This window comes from Burkholderiales bacterium, from assembly GCA_023511995.1.
GTDB lineage: Bacteria > Pseudomonadota > Gammaproteobacteria > Burkholderiales > Thiobacteraceae > Thiobacter.
Window position 1 is genome coordinate 214,323 of record JAIMAL010000001.1, and the last position, 20,770, is coordinate 235,092.

Here is a 20,770-nt window from a genome sequence, read left to right on the forward strand (position 1 = left end):
CGTCAGTGTCGCTTGTCCAGAAGACTCAGGCTGAGCCGCCCATGGGGATCCCGCGCAAGCTGGATGTGCTGGTGGGGCGGCAGCGGCAGCACAGCCCCCACGTATTGAGCGCAGATGGGCAGTTCCCGCCCGCCACGGTCGATGAGCACGGCAAGCTCGATGGATGCCGGCCGGCCGAAATCGAACAACTCGTTCATCGCCGCACGCACGGTGCGCCCGGTGTAGAGCACGTCATCCACCAGGATGATGTGCGCCCCCTCGACGGGGAAATCGATGCTGGACGGACGCACCTGGGGATGCAACCCCATGCGGCTGAAGTCATCCCGGTAAAAAGCGATGTCCAGCGTGCCCAGGGGAATCTCCGCCCCGAGGAGGGCGAGGAGTTTCTGTGCCACCCAGGCGCCGCCGGTGTGGATGCCCACCACGGCGCTTTGCGGCGTGAGGTGCCCGGCGATCTCCTCCGCCAGGCGGCGGATCAGGGCATCGGCCTCAGGCAGCGCGGGCGCGGTGCTCATCGAAAAACCTCTGCAAGATATGGCTTGCCGCCAGCGCATCGGTGGGGGCGGTAACGCCCCCCGTGGCGCGCCGGTCCTCTTCCGCCGCCACCGAGGTGAGCCGCTCGTCCACCATCACCGCCGGGCGATGAAAGCGCCCCATAAGCTGGCGGGCAAAACGCCGGCAGCGGATGGCGAAGGCGTGTTCACCGCCATCCAGATGGTGCGGCAGACCCACCACGAAAAGCGCCGGCTGCCATTCCGCCACCAGCGCCGCGATGGCCGCGAAGCGGGCCTCCTTGCGGCTTGCGGCAAGCGTGGTGAGGGGATGGGCCACGCCCAGGGCGAGCTCGCCCACCGCCACGCCGATCCGCTTTTCGCCAAAGTCGAAGGCGAGCACCGTGCCACTGGCAGGCATCTTAAGCATGGCCCGCGTCCTCGGCGAGGTTGGCGGCGTTGAGCCCCAGAAGCGCCATGGCGGCGTCGAAGCGCGCTTCCACCGGCAGCTCGAAGAGGATGCTGAGGTCCGCGGGTGCGGTGAGCCAGGCGTTCTGGGCAATTTCGTGTTCCAACTGCCCCGGCGCCCAGCCGGCATAGCCCAGGGTGATGAAAAACTGCGCCGGCCCCCGCCCTTCGGCGAGGGCTTCGAGCACGTCCCGGGAGGTGGTGAGCCCGATGTCGTTGCCCACGAGGAGGGTGGCGGCCCAGGGTCCGGCCGGCCGATGGAGGACGAAACCCCGGTCGGTTTGCACCGGCCCGCCGAAGTGGATGGCGCGCTCGGCGAGTTCCGGCACCTTGAGTTCGATGCCCACCTGTTTGAGCAAGCCACCCAGGGTGAGGTCGAGGGGCCGGTTGATGATCACCCCCAGGGCGCCATGCTCGTTGTGTTCGCAGAGATAGGTGACCGAGCGGGCGAAATAGGGGTCAGCCATCGCGGGCATGGCGATGAGGAAGTGGTGGGCGAGATGGGTGCCGTCCATGGCGGGATTATCGCACACGCCGGGGGCGGCCGCGCTCTCCCGGCGGAGGTTTTGCGCCCTGCGCCTTTGTGGGAGAATGGCGCGCCGGAAAGTCCCCCTTAACCCATGGCGAGGAGAAACGCATGTCCACCCAAAATGCCCCCTATGAAGTCCAGGTCGAGGCCGGCCAGGAATACTGGTACTGCGCCTGCGGCAAAAGCAGCAACCAGCCCTGGTGTGATGGCTCCCACCAGGGCACCGGGGTGGAGCCCATCCCCTTCACCGCGAAAGAAACCGGCACCGTCTGGCTGTGCGGCTGCCGCATGAGCGAAAACCTGCCCTACTGCGACGGCACCCACAATTCTCTCTAAGCGTGCGGCGCGGGCAGCCCCCTTTGTCGAAGAGGATCGCTGGTCCTTAAAGAGGCAACTTCCCTGCAAAGGCGGATGAGGGCCTCTTCCCCCGGGCGGGGAAGAGGCCGGCGTTGCAGGCGGCCTCGGCCAGCGGCACCGCATCCCGTCTTTTCGCGCCCAACCCCTGCAAGACCCCATGGGCGAACGTTTCGACCGCGTGCTGGTGTGGTTTCGCCGCGATCTGCGGGATGAGGACCACGCCGCGCTCTCCCGCGCCCTACATGACGCGCGGGCGGTGTACTGTGCCTTCGTCTTCGACACCGACATTCTTGAAGCCCTGCCGGATCGCGCCGACCGGCGCGTCGAGTTCATCTGGCACTCGGTTGAGGCCCTCGATGCCGCACTCACCGCCCGGGGCGGGGGCCTCATCGTGCGCGTGGGGCGTGCCGCGGAGGTGATCCCGGCGCTGGCGCAGGCCCTTGCCTGCGACGCAGTGTTCGCCAACCGCGACTACGAACCCGCCGCCCTGGCGCGGGATGCGCAGGTGAAGGCGGCTCTCGAAAGTGTCGGTCGAAGCTTTCACCTTTTCCGGGACCAGGTGATCTTTGACCCGGAGGAGGTGCGCTCCGCAAGCGGTCGACCCTACCAGGTGTTCACCCCCTTCAGCCGGGCCTGGCTCAAGCGCCTTGACGAGGCGCACCTTTCGCCCCAGCCCGTGGCGGTGCGGGCCGCGCGCCTTGCGCCGCCGCCGCGGCGGGAGATGCCCTCCCTTGAGGCCTTGGGCTTTTCCCCCACCGATCTCCTTGCCCTGGGCGTTGCGCCGGGCATGGACGGGGCCCGCGCTACCTGGGACGCCTTCCGGCAGCGGCTTGCGGACTACGACCGCTTGCGCGACCGGCCCGACCTCGATGCCACTTCCCACCTTTCGGTGCATCTGCGCTTTGGCACGATCTCCGTGCGGGAGCTGGTGCGCTATGCCCTGCAGGCGGGGGGCGGCGCGCAGGCGTGGCTTGCCGAGCTCATCTGGCGGGAGTTTTTCCAGATGATCCTCTTCTTCCACCCGCAGGTGGTGAATCATGCTTTCCGCGCCGAGTTCGACGGGCTTCCCTGGCCGGGGACGGACGCGGACTTCGCGAGATGGTGCGAGGGACGCACCGGTTATCCCCTGGTGGATGCGGGCATGCGGCAGTTGCGTGCCACCGGTTTCATGCACAACCGGGTGCGCATGGTGGTGGCTTCCTTCCTCAGCAAGCACCTCCTTGTGGACTGGCGCCGGGGCGAGCGCCATTTCGCGCGCTGGCTGTTGGATTACGAGCTGGCCTCGAACAATGGCAACTGGCAGTGGGCGGCGTCCACCGGGTGCGATGCCCAGCCGTGGTTTCGTATCTTCAATCCGGTGGCCCAGTCGCGCCGCTACGATCCGGAAGGACGCTACATCCGCCGCTGGGTGCCGGAACTGTCCCGCGTGCCCGCGCCGGCCATTCATGCGCCTTGGGAGATGAGCCCTTTGGCGCAGGAGGCAAGTGGCTGCCGCATTGGCCGGGATTATCCCGCGCCCTGTGTCGATCACGGCCACGCCCGGGAACGGGCGCTGGCCTGGTTTCGCGCCCACCGTCATGCTCACGGTGGCTGAAGGCGCACCTCCCGGCGCGGCCGCTCGATCAGGCGACCTTTTCCTCCGCTTCCCTGTGATAGGCGACGATGCGCTCCACCTCGTTTTTCGAGCCCAGGATCACCGGCACCCGCTGGTGGATGTGGGTGGGGTTGATTTCCATGATGCGGGTACGCCCGGTGCTCGCGGCGCCCCCCGCCTGCTCGACAATGAAGCTCATGGGATTGGCCTCATACATCAGGCGCAGCTTGCCGCCCTTTTCCTTCAGCTTGCTGTCCATGGGATACATGAACACACCGCCGCGGGTGAGGATGCGGTGCACCTCGGCCACCATGGAGGCAATCCAGCGCATGTTGAAATCCTTGCCCCGCGGACCCTGGCTGCCCTGGATGCACTCGTCCACGTAGCGGCGGATGGGCGGCTCCCAGAAGCGGTAGTTGGACATGTTGATGGCGAATTCCCTGGTGTCCTCGGGGATGCGCATGTTCTCGTGGGTGAGCACGAACTCACCCACGTTGGGGTCCAGGGTGAAGCCGTTGACGCCGTGACCGGTGGTGAGCACCAGCATGGTGGACGGGCCATAGATGGCGTAACCGGCGCACACCTGCTTCACACCCGGCTGTAGGAAGGCTTCCACCGGGGTGGGACCTTCGACGTTCCTGTCGCCGGGGCAGCGCAGGATGGAGAAGATGGAGCCCACGGACACGTTCACGTCCATGTTGGAGGAGCCATCGAGGGGGTCGAAGAGCAGCAGATACTTGCCCCGCGGGTAGCCGGCGGGAATCTGGTAGGGCTCCTCCATTTCTTCGGAGGCCATGGCGGCGAGGTGGCCCGCCCATTCGTTGCGCTTCAGGAAGATTTCATTGGCGATCACGTCCATCTTTTTCTGCTCTTCCCCCTGGACGTTCTCGGAGCCCGCTGCGCCCAGCACGCCCAGCAGGCCGCCGTGGTTGACGCCATTGGAAATCATCTTGATGGCGGTGACGACGTCGTTCAAAAGGCCGGTGAAGTCGCCGGTGGCGCCCGCGACGCGCCGTTGTTCTTCGATCAGAAACTGCGTCAAAGTGGTGCCGAGGTGCATGGGATGCCTTTCCTGTCCAATTAGAAAATTAGAAACTGCTGATTATAAAGGATTCCCGGGGCGGGACAAACTCGCTGCTGCCCCCAGACTGCGACAACGTGTCGCATTCCGGGTGGAGTGGAGGGTGAGTAGCATCGTGTTGCCAGAAAACCATAAAAGCAATTCAAAACCGGAAAGGCCCCAGCATGGCTGTTCGCTATCCCCTGTTTGTCCTGCTGTTCCCCCTCACCGCCTTCGCCGCCGACACCCTCGACGAAGTCACCGTCACCGGTACCCGCGAAGGCCAACTGCTGTCTGAGACCCCCGCCAGCGTCAAAGTCATTTCCGGCGAGACGGTGCGCCAGGACAAGCCCAGCCATCCCTCCCAGATCCTCGGCCAGTCTCCCGGCGTGTGGGTCAATGTCACCGGCGGCGAGGGCCACATGACGGCCATCCGCCAGCCGCTCACCACCAATCCGGTCTATCTCTATCTCGAGGACGGCATCCCCACCCGCTCCACCGGCTTTTTCAACCACAACGCCCTGTACGAGATCAACGTGCCCCAGGCCGGCGGCATCGAGGTGACGCGCGGCCCGGGCACGGCGCTCTACGGCTCCGATGCCATCGGCGGGGTGGTGAATGTGCTGACGCGGCCGGCGCCGTCGAAGTTCGAGGCCGAGCTCGCCGGCGAGGTGGGCGAATACGGCTGGCGGCGGCTCCTGGGCAGCGTCGGCAATACCTGGGGCGAAGACGGCCTGCGCGCCGATCTCAATCTCACCACCACCGACGGCTGGCGCGAGCACACCGGCTACGACCGGCAAAGCGCGACCCTGCGCTGGGACCGCGCCCTGGGTGCCGATGCGCTGCTCAAGACCGTGCTCACCGCCTCCCGCATCGACCAGCAGACCGCCGGCAGCTCGGCCCTCATCCGCAGCGACTACGAGAACGCGCCCACGAAGAACTACACCCCCATCTCCTACCGCAAGGTCAGCGCCCTGCGCCTGTCCAGCGCCTGGGAGCGCGAGGTGGGCGACACCCTGGTGTCCCTCACTCCCTATCTGCGCGACGACAGCATGGAGCTGCTTCCCAACTGGTCGCTTTCCTATGACCCCACCGTCTACATCACGGCCAACCGTTCCTTCGGTGTCATGGGCAAATGGCGCCGGGATTTCGCGCCCTTTCGCGCGCGCCTGATCGCAGGCATCGACCTCGACCTGACCCCCGGCAGCCGCGAAGAAAACCGGCTGGCCACGCTCACCACGAGCGGCAACGGTGCGTCGAAGGTCTATGCCGCTTACACCGTGGGCACGCGGATCTATGACTACGCCGTGACTTTCATCGGTGTTTCGCCCTATGTACACAGCGAGTTTTCGCCGAGTGAACGCATGCGCGTGAGCGCGGGTCTGCGCTACGACAATCTGCGCTATCGCTTCGATAATCACCTCTCCGGTGCGGTCGCGGCCAGCACCCGCGAAAACAGCGGCGCGCCGGTCACGCGTTACTACGGTCAGGCGGAAGACACCACGGTGCGCTTCACCCATCTGAGCCCCAAGCTGGGCCTGACCTTTGCCGTGTCGCCGCAGACAAGCCTCTTCGCTTCCTACAACCATGGCTTCCGTGCCCCTTCGGAGGGGCAGCTGTTCCGCCCTGCCGCGCAGACGACCTCCCTGCGCGCGCAGCTTGCGGCGGCTTCGGCGCTGGGGCTCAAGCCGGTGAAGGCGGACCAGTATGAGGCGGGTGTGCGCGGCAGGAGGGGCTTGCTCGACTACGATCTTTCCGTCTATCGGCTGCAAAAGCGCGACGACATCCTGAGCTATCGTGATCCCTTCACCAATGCCACCCAGGTGGTGAACGCGGGCAAGACCCTGCACCGGGGCGTGGAGCTGGGCCTGGGGGCGCCGCTCGCGCAGACCTGGCGCCTGGATGCGGCGCTCTCCTACGCCCGCCACACCTACGAGACGTGGGTGATTCCGGGCACTGCGGATTACAGCGGCAAGGAAATGGAGACCGCGCCCCGTGTCATCGGCAATGTGCGGCTGACCTGGGCACCGGCGCAGGGACAGCGCGTGCAGTTGGAGTGGGTGAAACTGGGGCGCTACTGGATGGACCAGGCCAACACCCGCCAATACGCCGGCCATGACGTATTCAACCTGCGCGCGAACTGGGCGCTCACCCCTTTGCTGAGCGTCTATGGCAGCGTGCAGAATCTGCTGGACACGCGCTATGCGGAAAGCGCCTCCGTCTCCTCCGGCGCGGAGGTATTTGCGCCCGGCCTGCCGCGCACCCTCTACGCGGGGATCGAAGCCAAGTGGTGAGGCGGCTCACCGTTTTCCTGCTGCTTGCCGCCGCGCCCGCGTGGGGGCAGGGGCACCATGGCGCGGACATGCCGCTTGTCGTCTCGGCGATCTTCGATGACGCGGGCCGGCTGTGGCGGGCGCAGGTGTGGGAGGGCCGGGTCTGGGTGAGCCACTCCGACGACAAGGGCCAAAGCTTCTCCACGCCGGTGGCCGTCAACGACCAGGCCGAGTCCATCGCCGCCGACGGCGAGAACCGCCCCAAGCTCGCCGTGGCGGGGCAGCGGGTCTATGTCTCCTGGACGCAGCGTCTCGACAGGCCCTACACCGGCCATGTGCGCTTCGCCCGCTCCCTCGATGGCGGCAGGCACTTTTCCGCGCCCCTCACGGTCAACGACGACCGCGCGGTGATCAGCCACCGTTTCCACAGCCTGCTCGTGGACGGCAGGGGCCGGATTCACCTGTTCTGGCTGGACAAGCGCGACGCCGCGGCGGCGCAGGCCGCCGGCCGCCCCTATGCGGGGGCCGCCCTCTACCATGCCGTGTCTGACGATGGCGGCGCGCACTTCTCGCCCAATACGCGCCTTGCCGCCAACAGCTGCGAATGCTGCCGGGTGGTGAGCGCCCTCGATACCGACGGCCTGCCCCTGGTGTTCTGGCGCCACATCTTCGGCCGCAATGTGCGCGACCACGCCCTGCTCAAGCTGGATGGCAGCGCGCCCGTGCGCGTGTCCCACGATGGCTGGGAAGTGGATGCCTGTCCCCATCACGGCCCGGCGCTGGCCGTGGGGGCGGATGGCACGCGGCATCTGGCCTGGTTCAACGATGGGCCCGAGCGTCACGGGTTGTTCTATGCGCGGATGGATCCGGCGGGCCAGCTGTCGCCGCCGCTGGGCTTCGGCAATTACGACGCCCAGGCGGGACATCCCAGCGTGGTGGTGGTAGGGACGAGGGTGTTCCTGGCATGGAAGGAGTTCGACGGCCAGCGCGCGAGCGTGTGGATCAGGGCCTCACGCGACGGCGGCCGCAGTTGGTACGCGCCGCACCGCCTGATGGACACCGCGGGCGCTTCCGACCATCCCCTGCTGATCAGCGACGGCGCGACGGCTTATGTGTCGTGGAACACCGCGCAGGAAGGCTATCGCCTGCAAGCCATCGAGGATCCCGCGCCATGAGGCGTCTTCTGCTCGCATGGGCGCTTCTGCTGGCGGCGTCCGCGCAGGCGGAGGACGCGGCCCTCAAACGCTTCGTGCCCGGCAGCGCCAAGGCCATCATCGAGGCCCGCGCCGGTCGTCCCTTCATCCTGACCTTCTGGTCTGTCGACTGCGTGCATTGTCACGCCGAACTGGAACAACTGGCCGCGCTATCGCAGGCGCACCCCGCACTCGAAGTGGTGCTGGTGTCCACCGATGGCCCCGAAGCGTCGCGAGAGGTATCGGCAGCGCTGCGACCGTATCGGTTTGCACGCATGGAATCCTGGGTGTTCGCCGATGCTTTCGCCGAACGCCTGCGTTTCGAGGTTGATCGCCGCTGGCGAGGGGAGTTGCCCCGCACTTACCTGTACCGGCCGGATGGCAGGGCCGAAGCCGTGACCGGGGCCATCGCCCCGCAGCAGCTCGAGGCATGGCTCGCTTCGGCTGCCGGGGATCGTCCCTGAACGGGGGCGAAGGATGAAAATTCCCCGCGAGCCGCTTCCGGCAGCGGTGAGCTTCCTGGGCTCGGTGCTTTTACACGCCCTGCTTCTTGCCTGGCTGCCACCCCTGAGACCCGCCGCGGTAGAGGCGGCGCCGACAAGCTTTTCACCCCTCGTGGTGCAGCTCGTGGACAGCGGCAAGACAACCTCCCTGCCGCCGCACTCCGCTCCCACCACGGCAGCAAGGGCCGGGCCCGTGCCCGGGTCGCCGCGCGCGGTTCCCGTGGCAAAAGTTTTCCCTGCTCCGCTCCCCCAGTCTGCACCCTTGACTTCCGTGCTGGAGGCCACGGCGGCGCCAGCCGCGAAGGAGGCCGCTCCCACGCCCGCGGCAGCGCTCCCATTGGTGGCTTGGACGCCGGCGACGCGAAAGGAGACGGAGACCGCGATGGAGACCACGCCTCCTGATCTGAGGGCCGCCTACGCTAGCAATCCGCCGCCTTCCTATCCCCTCGCGGCGCGCCGGCTGGGCCTGGAGGGGCGGGTGGTGCTGTGGGTGGAAATCCGCGCCGACGGCAGCTGCGGGGAAGTACGGGTGCGGCAGACGGCAGGCCATCCGCTGCTCGATGAGGCTGCGGCAGCCGCGGTGAAGCGCTGGCGCTTCCTCCCCGCGCGGCACGGTGGTGAGCCCGTCACCACCTGGGCGGAGGTTCCCATCCGCTTCCGCCTCACTGGCTCGTCAACTGATCCTGACGGGTGAAGGTCCAAGTGCGGGTGATGGCGAGGATGTCGGTGTCCCTGCGCACGTTTTCCGGGAAGGGGGCGAAGGGCGCGGCAAGCTTGACGATGCGGATCGCCGCTTCGTCCAGGATGGGGGAGCCGGAGGAGCGGTCCAGATCGATTCTTTCCACGCTGCCGTCGCTGCGGATGTGCACGGTGAGCAGCAGGCTGCCGTAGATTTTCTTCCGCCGCGCTTCCTCCGGATAGTTGAGATTGCCCACCCGCTCCACCTTCAGCCGCCAGTCCTCCACGTACTGGGCGAAGCGGTATTCCTCGGTGCGCGCCCCGACGAAGCGGCGTTTGGGCCGTTCCTGATAGGCCTGATAGTCCTTTTCGATCTGGGCCTGCAGGCGGGCAAGCTGCAGGCTCTGGGTGATGAGATCCTGGCCCGCCGACCGCGCCGTCTCCGCGGTGGACTCCGCGGGCGGACTGGGTGGAGGCTCATTGCGGGTGGCGCGCACCTGGGCGAGGAGGCGGGTCGCCTCCCGTTCCAGTTCCTTCACCCGTTCCTCCCGCCGCTTGAGCTCCGGCTGCGGGTCTTCCTGGCCCACCGCGGGCAGCGGCGAGGTGGCACGCAGCCGGCGGTCGGTGTTGCCTCCCCCTTCCAGATTGGCCTGGGCGAGGAGACGGGCGTCGCTGGGGCGTTGCGGCGAGCGGGCATTGACCAGCACCACCTCCAGCGCCGGGCGCGCTTTTTCCATGCTGCGGGGCGGCGGCACGAAATGGAGGCTGAGCACGGCGGCATGGAGTAGCGCCGATAGCGTCATGGTGATCGCAATCGGCGGCAGATTGCCAAAGGGGCTGCGCACAGAGGAAAGGCGAAGGTTCACGCGAGTGTCGAAGGATCGGTGGAGAACGGCCTCCTCAGCGCATTGTAACGGTTTGCAGCACTACGGGGTGACCACTTCCCGGAAGGGACAGACGACCTCCAGGGTGAGGAGGTCCACGCTGCGGATGGCAAGCCGCACGCGGGTACCAGGCTCCAGCGCAGGCAGGGCGACGGCCTTGTTCACCAGCGGCAGCGTATCGAAGCGCACCAGGTTTTCCCGGATCACGGTGGCGGTGGCTTCGGTGAGGTTTTCCTGCAGCAGATAGCGAAGGGTCCAGTAGCGTTCCATGTGGCGCTGGAATTCGTTATAGGCCTCGTAGGCGGTCTCGAAATCGCGCGCAATGGCCTGCAACGCTTCTCTGCAGTAGGGGGGAGGCTCCCCGCGCAGATGGGCGATTAGTTGTCGCTGGTTGACGAGGTCCACGTAACGGCGCAAGGGGGAGCTCGTCCAGGTGTAGTGGCTCACCCCCAACCCCTGGTGGGGCAGGGGCTCGGTGGTCATCAGGGTTTTGCCGTTGGTCTGGGCGCGGTAGAGGGCGGCGAGCTTCTGTTCCGCCAGCAGTTGGCCGAGGCGGCTGTTGACCAGGATCATCATCTCCGCCACCACCTTGTCGATGGGGGTACCCCGTTGCCGATGCAGGATGCGCACCGTCTCGCCCTCGACGCGGAAGGTGTACTCCGGCACCAGGCTGCGGCCGCGGTCCTTGCCGCCGCGTTTTTCCTCCAGGTGCTCGGCGAAGTGCCACAGCCACTCCAGTTCCGCCCGGTAGCGGTAATCCGCCTCCTGGCCGATGGTGTCCCGGTTGAACAGGGGCTCCAGGGTCTCATGGCGCAGGTTGGCGACGATGGGCACCTTTTCGATCCGCATTTCCATGGCCGTGATTTCGTAATCCGGTCCCACGGTGAAATAGGTGGAAAAAGCGGGACAGGCAGCGCCTTCGCGCAGGGTGTAGGCGGCCACCGCTTCGTCCGGCAGCATGGTGATCTTGTCGCCGGGCATATAGACGGTGGAAAGCCGCCGGCGGGCGATGGCATCCAGTTCGGCGCCCACAGTCACGCCGAGCGCCGGACAGGCGATGTGGATACCCACCCGGGTTCGGCCATCGGGCAGGGGGGTGAGGGAGAGGGCATCATCGATTTCCGTGGTCGTCTCGTCATCGATGCTGAAGGCCGCCACCTCCGCCAGCGGCAGATCGTCCGGCACTTCCACTGGCGGCAGCGGCGGAAAACCACGCCCCTCGGGGAACCACTCCAGCAGGAAGCGGTTGAGATGGTAGTCACGGCTTGAGGGAATCGCGCCGCATTTTTCCAGCAGGTGGGGAATGGAAAGATTGGTGGCGGCGGCAGCCTGTTCCAGCGCCTTGGTCTCCAGCGCGCCTTTTTCCGGCGCATAGAGGAGGCGCTGCAACGCGGGACGGAATGCCTCCGGCAGGCGAAAGGCGGTGAGCTCGGCCACCCACTGGGCGAGCTGCTCCGCCTGCCGGCGCTTGCGTTCTTCGCTGGCCAATGCCGCCTTCAGGGCATCCTCCGGTGCCGGTTTGTAACGGCCGCGTCCTTTGCGATAGAAGTACATGGGCGCGCCTTGGAGCTTGAGGAGCAGGGCGGCCGCTTCCACCGCGTTGGGCTCATGGCCGAAATATTCCCGTGCCAGGTCCCGGTAATCGAATTCCTCCGTGCCCGCCGCCTGCCAGAGGAAATCCAGATCCATCTCGTCGGCAAGCTTCTGCGCCGTTTCCATGAAACCGTTCAGTGCCGGCTCGCCAAAACGGATGAGCACGTCGGCTGCCTTGATCTTGGCACGCCGGCCGTGCTGGGCTTCGATGTGCAGGGAGGTGCCGTTGTCGGCGAGGATGGTGCCCACCCGGAAGTGGCCATCCTCGAAATAAAAGGCGTACATGGGGCAAACCGCGGCGAAAGGGGCGCAAGTTTACCGTAAGGGGAGAATCGCGACTAGCCGCGATGGAGGAGCATTTCCAGCACGGTCTTGGTGCCCACGTAGGCGAGCAGCAGGGTGAAGAAACCGGCCAGGCTCAGAATCAGCGCCGTGCGCCCGCGCCAGCCATAGACACGCCGGCCGACAAGGAGGGCACCATAGAAGAGCCAGGACAACGTCGCGAACACCGTCTTGTGCTGGGTGAAATAGGCAAAGGAAAAGGGCCGGCCGAACAATTCCTCGGAAAAGAGCATGCCGCTTACCAGGGTGAGGGTGAGCAGCAGAAAGCCGGCGCCAATCAGACGGAACAGCAACTGTTCCATGGTCATGAGGGGGGGTAGCCCGGCGAGTGGGGAAGGCTGCCGGGTATGCAGCCGCTTTTCGGCGAAGGCCATGACGATGCCGTGCAGGGCGGCGATGGTGAACAGGGCATAGGCGAGAAAGGCTGCAGCGAAGTGGGCGTGAAAGAGGGCATAACCGCCATAGGGCACGACGTGGCTGTCCCGCAGCAGAAGGGGCGCGAGCGCCCCCACGGCGGCGATGGGCAGCACCACCGGCGTGAGGGCCCGCAGGTGATAGCGCACGCTGCTTGCTCCATAGAGGACCAGGGTGACCCAGGTGATGACGGAAATGGCATTACCAAGACCGATGTTCACCCCCTGCGCGGTGAAGATGGACACGTAAAGGAGCAGACCGTGCAGCAACAGGGGGGCTGGCAAAAGCCACTCGACGCCGGGCCCGCCCTCGGCACTGGCGCGACGCCGGCAGTACCAGGCCAAGGCCCCGTAAAGCAGCGCGGTGAGGAGGGAAAGAAGGGTGAGAGGCATCAGGTGTAGAATGGCATTTTCCGGCGCTTGATCCCCGGGGATTATAGCCCAGCCTTTCCTTTGCCTGACTTCATTCCATGCTCGACACACTGACCAGCCGATTGTCCGGTCTCATCCGGAACCTCCGCGGTCAGGCCCGCCTGACCGAGGACAACATCGCCGATGCCCTGCGCGAGGTCCGCATGGCCTTGCTGGAGGCGGATGTGGCGCTGCCGGTGGTGAAGGATTTCATCGCCCACGTCAAGGCGCGCGCGCTGGGGCGGGAGGTGATGGCGTCGCTGACGCCTGGCCAGGCCCTGATCCAGGTAGTGCACGAGGAACTCACCCGCCTCATGGGGGGCAGCCATGCCGCCCTCAATCTCGCCACCACCCCGCCGGCGGTGATTCTGCTCGCCGGTCTGCAGGGCTCGGGCAAGACCACGACTGCCGCCAAACTGGCGCGCCTGCTCAAGGAACAGAAAAAGAAAGTCCTTCTTGCCAGCTGTGACGTCTATCGGCCGGCGGCCATCGAGCAGTTGCGTCAGCTCGCCCGCGCCCTGGAGGTGGATTTCTTCGAGTCACCCGCCGGAGCGGGTCCACTCGCCATTGCCTCGGCGGCGCTCGATTATGGGCGGAGACACTACCACGACGTGCTCATCGTGGATACCGCGGGGCGGCTTGCCATCGACCAGGAGATGATGGAGGAGATCCGCGCCCTTCACGCGGCGCTCAACCCCATCGAAACCCTCTTCGTGGTGGATGCCATGCAGGGGCAGGATGCCATCAACGTGGCGCGGGCCTTCAACGAGGCCCTGCCGCTCACCGGCATCGTGCTCACCAAGCTGGATGGGGATGCGCGGGGCGGGGCGGCGCTGTCGGTGGTGAGTGTCACCGGCAAGCCCATCAAATTCGTCGGTGTATCGGAAAAGCCCACGGGCCTTGAGCCCTTCCATCCGGAACGCATGGCTTCCCGGGTATTGGGCATGGGCGATGTGCTCTCCCTCATCGAGGCGGCGCGGCGCCAGGTTGATGAGGCGGAGGCGGCGAAGCTCGCTCGAAAACTCAAGACCGGCAAGGGCTTCGACCTCGAGGATTTCCGCGACCAACTGCGGCAGATGCAAAAAATGGGGGGGCTCGCCGCGCTGCTGGACAAGCTGCCGGGTGAGCTTGCCCACGCGGCCAGGGGGCAGGCCATCGATGATCGCCTCCTGCGCCGGGTGGAGGGCATCATCAATTCCATGACCCCGGAGGAGCGCGCCAATCCTGCCATCATCAAGGCCTCCCGCAAACGGCGCATCGCCGCCGGCGCCGGGGTGCAGGTGCAGGAGGTCAACCGCCTGCTCAAGCAGTTCGAGGACATGCAGAAGATGATGAAGTCCCTGAGGCGGGGGGGCTTCGCCAAGATGCTGCGGGGCATGAAAGGCATCCTGCCCGGTTTGTGAGGATCCTTGTTGCGGCTGCCGCCGGAAAGGTTTCGAGACGAAACCATCTCCTCGCGGCGCACAAGACCCCGCAAGCCTCAAGTCCCGGGGGTGGGATCCCTATGGCGTTCCTGTCTGCGTTTCCTGCCGTCGGGGGCGGGGGCCTGCGGCGCAAGCGCAGCCTCGATGCGGCGCAGGGTCTCCGCGGCCTGCGGGTTGCCCGGGGAAAGGGCAATGGCCTGCCTTGCCGCTTCCAGTGCCTCGCGCCAACGCTTCTGTTCCATGAGGGCCCAGGCCAGGTTGTTGTGGGCCGTCCATTCACCGGGATGGTCGAGGCTTGCCTGGCGGAAGGCGGCTTCCGCCCCCCGCCAATCCCCCCGTGCCGCCGCGGTGTTGCCCAGCCCCATCCTGGCCAGGAAATTCCCCGGCCAGCGGGCAAGCGCGGTACGGTAGGCGGTCTGCGCCGCTTCCACTTCACCGGCCTGCTCCAAGGCCACCGCCGCCGCCACATAGACGCTTTCCCGGGCCGTGGCGGGCAGGCGGTCGGGGGGCAATGCCAGCATGGCCCAATAGCCACTGCGTGCCCAGGTGTGCTCGAAGGTGGCAAGGGGCATCACTTCCCGGGCGGTAAGCCCGGAGCGCAGGAGGAGGGTTTCCTGGGGCAGGTCATAGCCGATGGCCACGGCGTAGTGCCACAGGGGCAGTGCCGCCAGGCCAAGATTCTGCAGCACGATCACGGGATGGCCTGCCGCCAGCTCGGTCAGCAGATCGGCAAGAGACGGTGCCAGGGGATAGGCGAGCAGCCCCTGGCGGCGGGTGGCGGCGAGCATTTCCACCTGGAGACTGCCTTCCCGCGCCGGCAGATACACCTGCGGTGTGAGCGCTTCGGGCGTGACCGGCCGCCCGGCGAAGGCCATGGCCATGGCCAGGGAGGCCGGGCCGCATTGATGGCTTTCCTGGGGGAAGAAGGGCACGGCGGTGAGTTCCACCCGCGGCGGCAGCGCCGGCGCGGCCTGCCGCAGCGCATCGAGTTGCGGTGTGCCGGCGCAGCCGGCGAGCAGCAGCAAAAGCAACAGGCCCGCGCCGAGGCGGGCCTTCGCCATGGGAAAGCGGTCCAATCAGCGCACCGGCCGCGTGAAGGGGAAGACCTTGGTGAAGCCCAGGATGTCGGTGACGAGGAGGACGAGGAAGAGGAACACGATCACCCCCAGCACATCGCCACCCGCCGGGACCTCGTCCAGCTTGCCGGCGATCAGGGCCACTTCCTCGTCGGTGAGCGCGGCGACCCGCTTTTTGGCTTCGTTCATGTCCACGCCGCGGGCTTCCAGGGCGGCGCGCACTTCGGCACGGTCGAGCAATTCGGCCACGCGCTGCCGGTCATTGGCCTGCTCGCGGACGATGTCGCCGGTGGTCACCAGGCCCGCCTGGGCGGTTTGCAGGGGCAGGGTGATGAGCAGCATGACGGCAAGGGCGAAACGGCTGGTAAGGCGCAGGAAACGGCTGTTCATGATGGCTCCTTTTCTGGGTTGGAAGACAGGCTTGTTGCAAAGCAAGGCCAGTTTAACCTCAAATGACGCGAAGCGTTTTCTCCTCCCTCCCGCCCCTGTGGGAGAGGGCAGGGGTTAAGGCAACGATCCTGGCGAATCGCCGTTTAATCGCTGGGGGCGGCGGGGTGCCATGATCGTCGGGGTGAACGGAAGTTTAAGGGCTGCCCGCGGCCTTCCCCATTACCGCTTGTTCATCGCCGGCTCAGTGCAGGGGGGAGAGGCTGCGTGCGAGTTGCGCCACGAGCTCCGGCTCCATGTCCAGGCCCAGCTCGTCACCGGGATTGATGACGATGCCGAAGCCCGGTTCCATCCGCTCCAGCACCCAGCGGAATTCCGTGAGCAGTCCGCCGCGGAATTCCGGGTAATTTTCGAGGAAGGGTTTGGCCCGCTCGGGGCTGGTGAACAGCACCAACACCGCGGGGCCCTCCGCATCCTGCACCACCAGCGGCGTGGCGCGGGTGGAACGCTGGATGCCGCCGGGCGCCGTGTCGTCCTTCACCGGCATGAACACCTGCGCCTCCACGAGCTGTCTCATGAAGGTTTCGCTGTCGGTCTCGCCGGTCTGGGCGGCGTAGAGCTGGCGTTCCAGTTCGTTCCTGAGATCGGCTTCATCCATGGCTTTTCTCCGGGCGCTCACGCATGCTGCTCGCTCCCTACTTCGCCCAGCAGCCGGGCACCCGTGGGCGACAGGCACAGGTGCATCACGTTCTTTTCATCGGTGGTGAGTTCCACGAGCCCCATCTCCCGCAGCAGGGCAAGGCGGGCGTTGACGACTTCCTTCGCCGGCGGCTTGGCGCTGAGGGTGGTCAGGTTGTCGTAGACGGAGCCGCCACGCGCCACTGCCTGCATGATTTCCAGGTCACCGGGGGATAGACCGACGCGAAAGAATTCCTCCACGGTGCGGGGTGGGCTCACCGGGGCGCGGGCCGCCCGCTGCAGCAGGCGGTTGGCCACCGCCTCGAAGAGGCGGCGGGAGAGCAGCACATAGAGGAGACAGAAACCGGCGAAGACGAACACGGCAAGGGGCCGCGTGCGGCCGAATTCGAGGAGATTGCTCGAGGTCATGTTGAGGAAGAGGGGCACGGTGAGGGCGGCGACGATGCCGAGGATCACGTATTTGACGAGCTCCCGGCTGCTCGTGGCTTGCGCGAGGAAGAAATTGGCCACACCGGCCAGCACGCCGGCGCTCACCATGACGGTGAAGACGACCACCATGTAGGCATCGAACAGGTTGGCGGTGTTTTCCATGGCGCCCTCTCAGTCCTGTCCGCCACCGACCGCGGCGCGCAGGCGGTCCGAGAGGTTATCCAGAAGCCGCCGTGAGAAAAGCACGAACAGGAGGCAGAAACCGGCGAAGACGAAGAGATCGATGGGCCGCGACTTGGCCATGGCCAGGAGATCGCTGGAGATCATGTTGAGGAAAAGGGGCACGGTGAAGGCGGCGACCACACCTAGCACGACGTGGCGCAAAAGCGCCTTGAGGGCGAAGCCCGCCGCCCGTTCGCTGAGGAAATAATTGGCGATGCCGCCCAGCACCCCGGTGGACAGCATGATGCCCAACAACAGCAGAAGATAGCTTTCCAGCATGATGCCGCCGGTCACCATCTGGGTCGATCCCTGCAACTCCATGGTCCTCCTCCTTGTTGTTTTTGCTTGGGGCACCGTGCCTCATGGTGCAAGCCGGGTCTCCACCAGGGTGACCCAGTAGGCGGCACCGATGGGCAGCAGCGCGTCGTTGAAATCGTAGCGCGGATTGTGCAGGGTGCAACCGCCCGTGCCGGGACCATTGCCCAGCCAGACATAGCAGCCCGGTTTTTCCTGCAGCATGTAGGCGAAATCCTCGGCGCCCATGGAGGGCGGCAGATCAGCCCGTACCTGTTCTTCCCCCACCAGTTGCGCGGCCACCTGGCGGCAGAATTCCGCCTCCCGCGGGTCGTTCACGGTGGCGGGATATCCGCGCCGATAAAACACCTGCGCCTCCATGCCATGGGCCTGGGCAATCCCCATGGCAAGCCGCTTAAGGTTGCTTTCCACCTCCTGCTGCACCTCCGTCCGCAGGGTGCGCACCGTGCCGCCCAGCTTCGCTTCCGGAGGGATGACATTGTAGGCCTCGCCGGCGTGGAAACGGGTCACGCTCACCACCACGGCATCCAGGGGATCGGTGCTGCGGCTGACGATGGATTGCAGGGCCTCTACCAGCGCGGCAGCGGCGACGATGGGATCCCGTCCCTGGTGGGGCATGGCGGCATGGGCACCCTGCCCGCGCAGGACGATGTCGAACTGGTCCGTGCCCGCCATCACCGGCCCCCGGTGTACGGCGAACTGGCCCAGGGCAAGGCCCGGCCAGTTGTGCAGGCCGTACACCGCCTCCATGGGGAAGCGGGTGAACAGGCCGTCTTCGATCATGGCGCGGGCGCCGCCCTCGCCTTCCTCGGCGGGCTGGAAGATGAAATACACCGTGCCGTCGAAGCGGCGGCTGCCCGCCAGGTATTCGGCGGCCGCCAGCAGCATGGTGGTGTGGCCATCGTGGCCGCAGGCGTGCATGCGGCCGGCATGACGGGAACGGTGGGGAAAGGTGTTTTCCTCCTCGATGGGCAGGGCGTCCATGTCCGCCCGCAGGCCGATGGCACGGCGGCTGTGGCCGGCGCGCAGCACGCCCACCACGCCGGTGCCGGCCAGTCCGCGATGGACTTCCACCCCCGCCTTTTCCAGAAAGCGGGCAACGACGTCGCTGGTGCGGTGTTCCTCGAAGGCGAGCTCCGGGTGGGCGTGCAGATCATGGCGCAGCGCCGCCAGACGGGGCAGCTCGGACTGGAAGCGGGAAAGGACGGACATAAGCGCTCCTGGTGGGGCTCCACAGATTATGCCACGCGCCTTACACCCCTTTGGCGCCGCTCCTGCCGGTGGCGCGCGGGGGCCGTCGCCGCCCTTCCGGCGCAAGTCCCGTGCCCGGCGGCTGCCAGGCGGGGACGAGATGATGTTTGCCGTTGCCGATGAGATCGGCGCGACCCATGCGTTTCAACGCCTCCCGCAAAAGCGGCCAGTTCTCCGGGTCATGGTAGCGGAGGAAGGCCTTGTGCAGCCGCCGGATGCGGCCTTCGCGCACCACCTTCACCTTCTGCGCATGCCGCAGTCCGCGCAGGGGATTGAGCCCGGTGTGGTACATGGTAGTGGCCAGCGCCATGGGCGTTGGCAGGAAGGTCTGCACCTGATCGAGGCGGAAGCCGTTCCGCTTCAGCCACAGGGCGAGCTTCAGCATGTCCTCGTCGGTGGTGCCGGGATGGGCGGCGATGAAGTAGGGAATGAGGTATTGCTCCTTGCCGGCCTCACGGGAAAAGCGGTCGAAGAGCTGCTTGAATTTCTCGTAGCTGCCGATACCGGGTTTCATCATGTGGGCAAGGGGGCCCGGTTCCGTGTGTTCCGGCGCAATCTTGAGGTAACCGCCGACATGGTGCTGCGTAAGCTCCCGGATGTATTCCGGCGAGCGCACGGCGAGGTCGTAGCGGATGCCGGAGCCGATGAGCACCTTTTTCACGCCGGGAATGGCGCGTGCCTTGCGGTAGAGGGCGATGAGGGGGCTGTGATCGGTGTTGAGGTTGCCACACACGTCCGGATAGACGCAGGACAGCCGCCGGCAGGCGGCCTCGATCTCCCGGCTTTTGCAGGCCATGCGGTACATGTTGGCGGTCGGTCCGCCCAGATCGGAAATGACCCCGGTGAAGCCCGGCGTCCGGTCGCGGATGTCTTCGATCTCGCGCAGGATGGACGCCTCGGAGCGGCTCTGGATGATGCGTCCCTCGTGCTCGGTGATGGAGCAGAAGGTGCAACCGCCGAAGCAGCCGCGCATGATGGTGACGGAAAAGCGGATCATCTCCCACGCCGGAATCCGCGCCTCCCCATAGGCCGGATGCGGCCGCCGCGCATAGGGCAGGCCATAGACGTAATCCATCTCTTCGGTGCTCAGGGGCAGCGGTGGCGGATTGAGCCAGACGTCCCGCTCCCCGTGGCCCTGCACGAGGGCGCGCGCATTGCCGGGGTTGGATTCCAGGTGCAGCACCCGCGAGGCATGGGCGTAGAGCACGGGGTCGCTGGCCACCTGCTCGAAGGCGGGCAGGCGGATCACCGTCCTCGAGCGGTCCGCCCCGGCCCGGGGACGTTCCAGGCGCACCACGTGGGTGGACGGGGCTTCGCAGGCCACTGGCGGTTCCGCGGCATAGGGATTGACGGGGGGCATCAGCGGCCCTGGTGTGTCCACCCGGGTGGAATCGATTTCCACCCACTCTGGCCCGGGCCGCCAGCCCCGCGGGCGCAGAAAGGCCGTGCCGCGGATGTCGGTGATGGCGCCGATGGGCTCGCCCTTCGCCAGCCGATGGGTGAGCTCCACCAGCGCCCGTTCCGCATTGCCGTAGATCAGCATGTCCGCCTTGGCGTCCACCAGGGCCGAGCGGCGCACCTTGTCCGACCAGTAGTCGTAGTGGGCGATGCGGCGCAGGCTCGCCTCGATGCCGCCGAGGAGGATGGGGACATCCGGATAGGCCTCGCGGCAACGCTGGGCATAGACCAGCACCGCGCGGTCGGGACGCCGGTTGGGCTCGCCATTGGGGGTATAGGCGTCGTCGGAACGGATGCGCCGGTCCGAGGTGTAGCGGTTGACCATCGAATCCATGTTGCCGGCGGTGACGCCGAAATAGAGATTGGGCCGGCCCAGGGCGCGGAATGGCTCGGCGGAATGCCAGTCCGGCTGGGCGATGATGCCCACGCGGAACCCCTGGGCCTCCAACAGCCGGCCCACCAGCGCCATGCCGAAGCTGGGATGGTCGATGTAGGCATCGCCCGTCACCAGGATCACATCGCAGGAATCCCAGCCTAGGGCGTCCATCTCGGCCCGGCTCATGGGCAGGAATGGGGCGGTGCCGAAGCGCCGGGCCCAGTAGGGGCGGTAACGCATGAGGGGCTTGGGGGCTGAAACGTTCATGGCTCCATTCTACCCGGGGCGTTTTTGCGCCGGGACTTGGCGTGGCTGGCCTTGGGCGAGGCGCATCACGGGAACCC

The 20,770-nt window shown here is 66.6% G+C and carries 21 protein-coding genes; 7 read left to right on the forward strand and 14 right to left on the reverse strand.

Annotation, left to right across the window (positions count from 1 at the left end):
* Positions 1-2: 2 nt before the first annotated feature.
* From pyrR to K6T56_01090, 3 genes are read right to left on the reverse strand one after another with little or no spacing between them, the layout of a single operon-like run.
* The gene (gene pyrR, locus K6T56_01080; protein MCL6554934.1) at positions 3-515 is read right to left on the reverse strand and encodes a bifunctional pyr operon transcriptional regulator/uracil phosphoribosyltransferase PyrR; all 513 of its coding nucleotides are present in this window, start codon (positions 513-515) and stop codon (positions 3-5) included.
* A complete protein-coding gene (gene ruvX / locus K6T56_01085; GenBank protein ID MCL6554935.1) occupies positions 490-921 on the reverse strand; it encodes a Holliday junction resolvase RuvX in 432 nt (143 codons plus the stop codon). The genes pyrR and ruvX overlap by 26 nt, the downstream gene beginning before the upstream one ends.
* A complete protein-coding gene (locus tag K6T56_01090) occupies positions 914-1,474 on the reverse strand; it encodes a YqgE/AlgH family protein (protein ID MCL6554936.1) in 561 nt (186 codons plus the stop codon). Before K6T56_01090 ends, ruvX begins: the two co-directional genes overlap by 8 nt.
* A 122-nt stretch (positions 1,475-1,596) precedes the next feature.
* Here K6T56_01090 and K6T56_01095 point away from each other — a divergent pair, with 122 nt between their 5' ends.
* Both K6T56_01095 and K6T56_01100 read left to right on the forward strand, forming a co-directional pair.
* Entirely contained in the window at positions 1,597-1,824 is a 228-nt protein-coding gene (locus K6T56_01095; GenBank protein MCL6554937.1) for a CDGSH iron-sulfur domain-containing protein, read from the forward strand.
* Positions 1,825-2,002: 178 nt separating this feature from the next.
* The gene (locus K6T56_01100; protein MCL6554938.1) at positions 2,003-3,439 is read left to right on the forward strand and encodes a DNA photolyase family protein; all 1,437 of its coding nucleotides are present in this window, start codon (positions 2,003-2,005) and stop codon (positions 3,437-3,439) included.
* 28 nt (positions 3,440-3,467) lie between these two features.
* Here K6T56_01100 and K6T56_01105 read toward each other — a convergent pair whose 3' ends face one another.
* On the reverse strand, positions 3,468-4,499 hold the full coding sequence (locus K6T56_01105) for a class 1 fructose-bisphosphatase (protein ID MCL6554939.1): 1,032 nt from the start codon (positions 4,497-4,499) through the stop codon (positions 3,468-3,470).
* A gap of 185 nt (positions 4,500-4,684) precedes the next feature.
* On the opposite strand from K6T56_01105, the gene K6T56_01110 reads away from it, so the two are divergent.
* From K6T56_01110 to K6T56_01125, 4 genes are all read left to right on the forward strand, one after another.
* Complete coding sequence (locus K6T56_01110; protein ID MCL6554940.1) at positions 4,685-6,793, forward strand: TonB-dependent receptor; 2,109 nt, start codon at positions 4,685-4,687, stop codon at positions 6,791-6,793.
* Positions 6,790-7,947 carry a glycoside hydrolase gene (locus K6T56_01115; protein ID MCL6554941.1) on the forward strand — a complete coding sequence of 386 codons (1,158 nt, stop codon included), beginning with the start codon at positions 6,790-6,792 and terminating at the stop codon, positions 7,945-7,947. Before K6T56_01110 ends, K6T56_01115 begins: the two co-directional genes overlap by 4 nt.
* Positions 7,944-8,429 carry a TlpA family protein disulfide reductase gene (locus K6T56_01120; GenBank protein ID MCL6554942.1) on the forward strand — a complete coding sequence of 162 codons (486 nt, stop codon included), beginning with the start codon at positions 7,944-7,946 and terminating at the stop codon, positions 8,427-8,429. Before K6T56_01115 ends, K6T56_01120 begins: the two co-directional genes overlap by 4 nt.
* A 421-nt stretch (positions 8,430-8,850) precedes the next feature.
* Positions 8,851-9,162: an energy transducer TonB gene (locus K6T56_01125; GenBank protein ID MCL6554943.1), complete on the forward strand. Its 312-nt coding sequence runs from the start codon at positions 8,851-8,853 to the stop codon at positions 9,160-9,162.
* Here K6T56_01125 and K6T56_01130 read toward each other — a convergent pair.
* From K6T56_01130 to ccsA, 3 genes are read right to left on the reverse strand one after another with little or no spacing between them, the layout of a single operon-like run.
* Positions 9,131-10,012 carry an energy transducer TonB gene (locus K6T56_01130; GenBank protein ID MCL6554944.1) on the reverse strand — a complete coding sequence of 294 codons (882 nt, stop codon included), beginning with the start codon at positions 10,010-10,012 and terminating at the stop codon, positions 9,131-9,133. The two genes, K6T56_01125 and K6T56_01130, sit on opposite strands and share 32 nt — an antisense overlap.
* A 60-nt stretch (positions 10,013-10,072) precedes the next feature.
* Complete coding sequence (locus K6T56_01135; GenBank protein MCL6554945.1) at positions 10,073-11,908, reverse strand: RNB domain-containing ribonuclease; 1,836 nt, start codon at positions 11,906-11,908, stop codon at positions 10,073-10,075.
* Positions 11,909-11,961: 53 nt separating this feature from the next.
* Positions 11,962-12,771, reverse strand: coding sequence for a cytochrome c biogenesis protein CcsA (ccsA, locus tag K6T56_01140; protein MCL6554946.1), 810 nt, complete (start codon positions 12,769-12,771; stop codon positions 11,962-11,964).
* A gap of 77 nt (positions 12,772-12,848) precedes the next feature.
* On the opposite strand from ccsA, the gene ffh reads away from it, so the two are divergent.
* On the forward strand, positions 12,849-14,192 hold the full coding sequence (ffh, locus tag K6T56_01145; protein MCL6554947.1) for a signal recognition particle protein: 1,344 nt from the start codon (positions 12,849-12,851) through the stop codon (positions 14,190-14,192).
* A 77-nt stretch (positions 14,193-14,269) separates the two neighbouring features.
* On the opposite strand, the gene K6T56_01150 is transcribed toward ffh, so the two are convergent.
* From K6T56_01150 to K6T56_01180, 7 genes are all read right to left on the reverse strand, one after another.
* Positions 14,270-15,274, reverse strand: coding sequence for a PA2778 family cysteine peptidase (locus K6T56_01150; GenBank protein ID MCL6554948.1), 1,005 nt, complete (start codon positions 15,272-15,274; stop codon positions 14,270-14,272).
* Between the two features lie 15 nt (positions 15,275-15,289).
* Complete coding sequence (locus tag K6T56_01155; GenBank protein ID MCL6554949.1) at positions 15,290-15,679, reverse strand: PA2779 family protein; 390 nt, start codon at positions 15,677-15,679, stop codon at positions 15,290-15,292.
* 241 nt (positions 15,680-15,920) lie between these two features.
* Positions 15,921-16,334, reverse strand: coding sequence for an SseB family protein (locus K6T56_01160; GenBank protein ID MCL6554950.1), 414 nt, complete (start codon positions 16,332-16,334; stop codon positions 15,921-15,923).
* 17 nt (positions 16,335-16,351) lie between these two features.
* Positions 16,352-16,966: a hypothetical protein gene (locus K6T56_01165; GenBank protein ID MCL6554951.1), complete on the reverse strand. Its 615-nt coding sequence runs from the start codon at positions 16,964-16,966 to the stop codon at positions 16,352-16,354.
* Positions 16,967-16,975: 9 nt separating this feature from the next.
* Positions 16,976-17,347: a hypothetical protein gene (locus K6T56_01170; protein ID MCL6554952.1), complete on the reverse strand. Its 372-nt coding sequence runs from the start codon at positions 17,345-17,347 to the stop codon at positions 16,976-16,978.
* Positions 17,348-17,386: 39 nt separating this feature from the next.
* Entirely contained in the window at positions 17,387-18,553 is a 1,167-nt protein-coding gene (locus K6T56_01175; GenBank protein MCL6554953.1) for an amidohydrolase, read from the reverse strand.
* 40 nt (positions 18,554-18,593) lie between these two features.
* Positions 18,594-20,693 carry a YgiQ family radical SAM protein gene (locus K6T56_01180; protein MCL6554954.1) on the reverse strand — a complete coding sequence of 700 codons (2,100 nt, stop codon included), beginning with the start codon at positions 20,691-20,693 and terminating at the stop codon, positions 18,594-18,596.
* Positions 20,694-20,770: the final 77 nt, after the last annotated feature.

Excerpts from the sequence above, each read along its gene's own strand:
- pyrR (MCL6554934.1), bottom strand. The coding sequence starts at position 515 with ATGAGCACCGCGCCCGCGCTGCCTGAGGCCGATGCCCTGATCCGCCGC.
- K6T56_01180 (MCL6554954.1), bottom strand. The coding sequence starts at position 20,693 with ATGAACGTTTCAGCCCCCAAGCCCCTCATGCGTTACCGCCCCTACTGG.
- K6T56_01120 (MCL6554942.1), top strand. The coding sequence starts at position 7,944 with ATGAGGCGTCTTCTGCTCGCATGGGCGCTTCTGCTGGCGGCGTCCGCG.
- K6T56_01105 (MCL6554939.1), bottom strand. The coding sequence starts at position 4,499 with ATGCACCTCGGCACCACTTTGACGCAGTTTCTGATCGAAGAACAACGG.
- K6T56_01170 (MCL6554952.1), bottom strand. The coding sequence starts at position 17,347 with ATGGAGTTGCAGGGATCGACCCAGATGGTGACCGGCGGCATCATGCTG.
- K6T56_01175 (MCL6554953.1), bottom strand. The coding sequence starts at position 18,553 with ATGTCCGTCCTTTCCCGCTTCCAGTCCGAGCTGCCCCGTCTGGCGGCG.
- K6T56_01165 (MCL6554951.1), bottom strand. The coding sequence starts at position 16,966 with ATGGAAAACACCGCCAACCTGTTCGATGCCTACATGGTGGTCGTCTTC.
- K6T56_01150 (MCL6554948.1), bottom strand. The coding sequence starts at position 15,274 with ATGGCGAAGGCCCGCCTCGGCGCGGGCCTGTTGCTTTTGCTGCTGCTC.
- ffh (MCL6554947.1), top strand. The coding sequence starts at position 12,849 with ATGCTCGACACACTGACCAGCCGATTGTCCGGTCTCATCCGGAACCTC.
- ruvX (MCL6554935.1), bottom strand. The coding sequence starts at position 921 with ATGCTTAAGATGCCTGCCAGTGGCACGGTGCTCGCCTTCGACTTTGGC.
- K6T56_01095 (MCL6554937.1), top strand. The coding sequence starts at position 1,597 with ATGTCCACCCAAAATGCCCCCTATGAAGTCCAGGTCGAGGCCGGCCAG.
- K6T56_01135 (MCL6554945.1), bottom strand. The coding sequence starts at position 11,908 with ATGTACGCCTTTTATTTCGAGGATGGCCACTTCCGGGTGGGCACCATC.
- K6T56_01160 (MCL6554950.1), bottom strand. The coding sequence starts at position 16,334 with ATGGATGAAGCCGATCTCAGGAACGAACTGGAACGCCAGCTCTACGCC.
- K6T56_01125 (MCL6554943.1), top strand. The coding sequence starts at position 8,851 with ATGGAGACCACGCCTCCTGATCTGAGGGCCGCCTACGCTAGCAATCCG.
- K6T56_01100 (MCL6554938.1), top strand. The coding sequence starts at position 2,003 with ATGGGCGAACGTTTCGACCGCGTGCTGGTGTGGTTTCGCCGCGATCTG.
- ccsA (MCL6554946.1), bottom strand. The coding sequence starts at position 12,771 with ATGCCTCTCACCCTTCTTTCCCTCCTCACCGCGCTGCTTTACGGGGCC.
- K6T56_01155 (MCL6554949.1), bottom strand. The coding sequence starts at position 15,679 with ATGAACAGCCGTTTCCTGCGCCTTACCAGCCGTTTCGCCCTTGCCGTC.
- K6T56_01090 (MCL6554936.1), bottom strand. The coding sequence starts at position 1,474 with ATGGACGGCACCCATCTCGCCCACCACTTCCTCATCGCCATGCCCGCG.
- K6T56_01110 (MCL6554940.1), top strand. The coding sequence starts at position 4,685 with ATGGCTGTTCGCTATCCCCTGTTTGTCCTGCTGTTCCCCCTCACCGCC.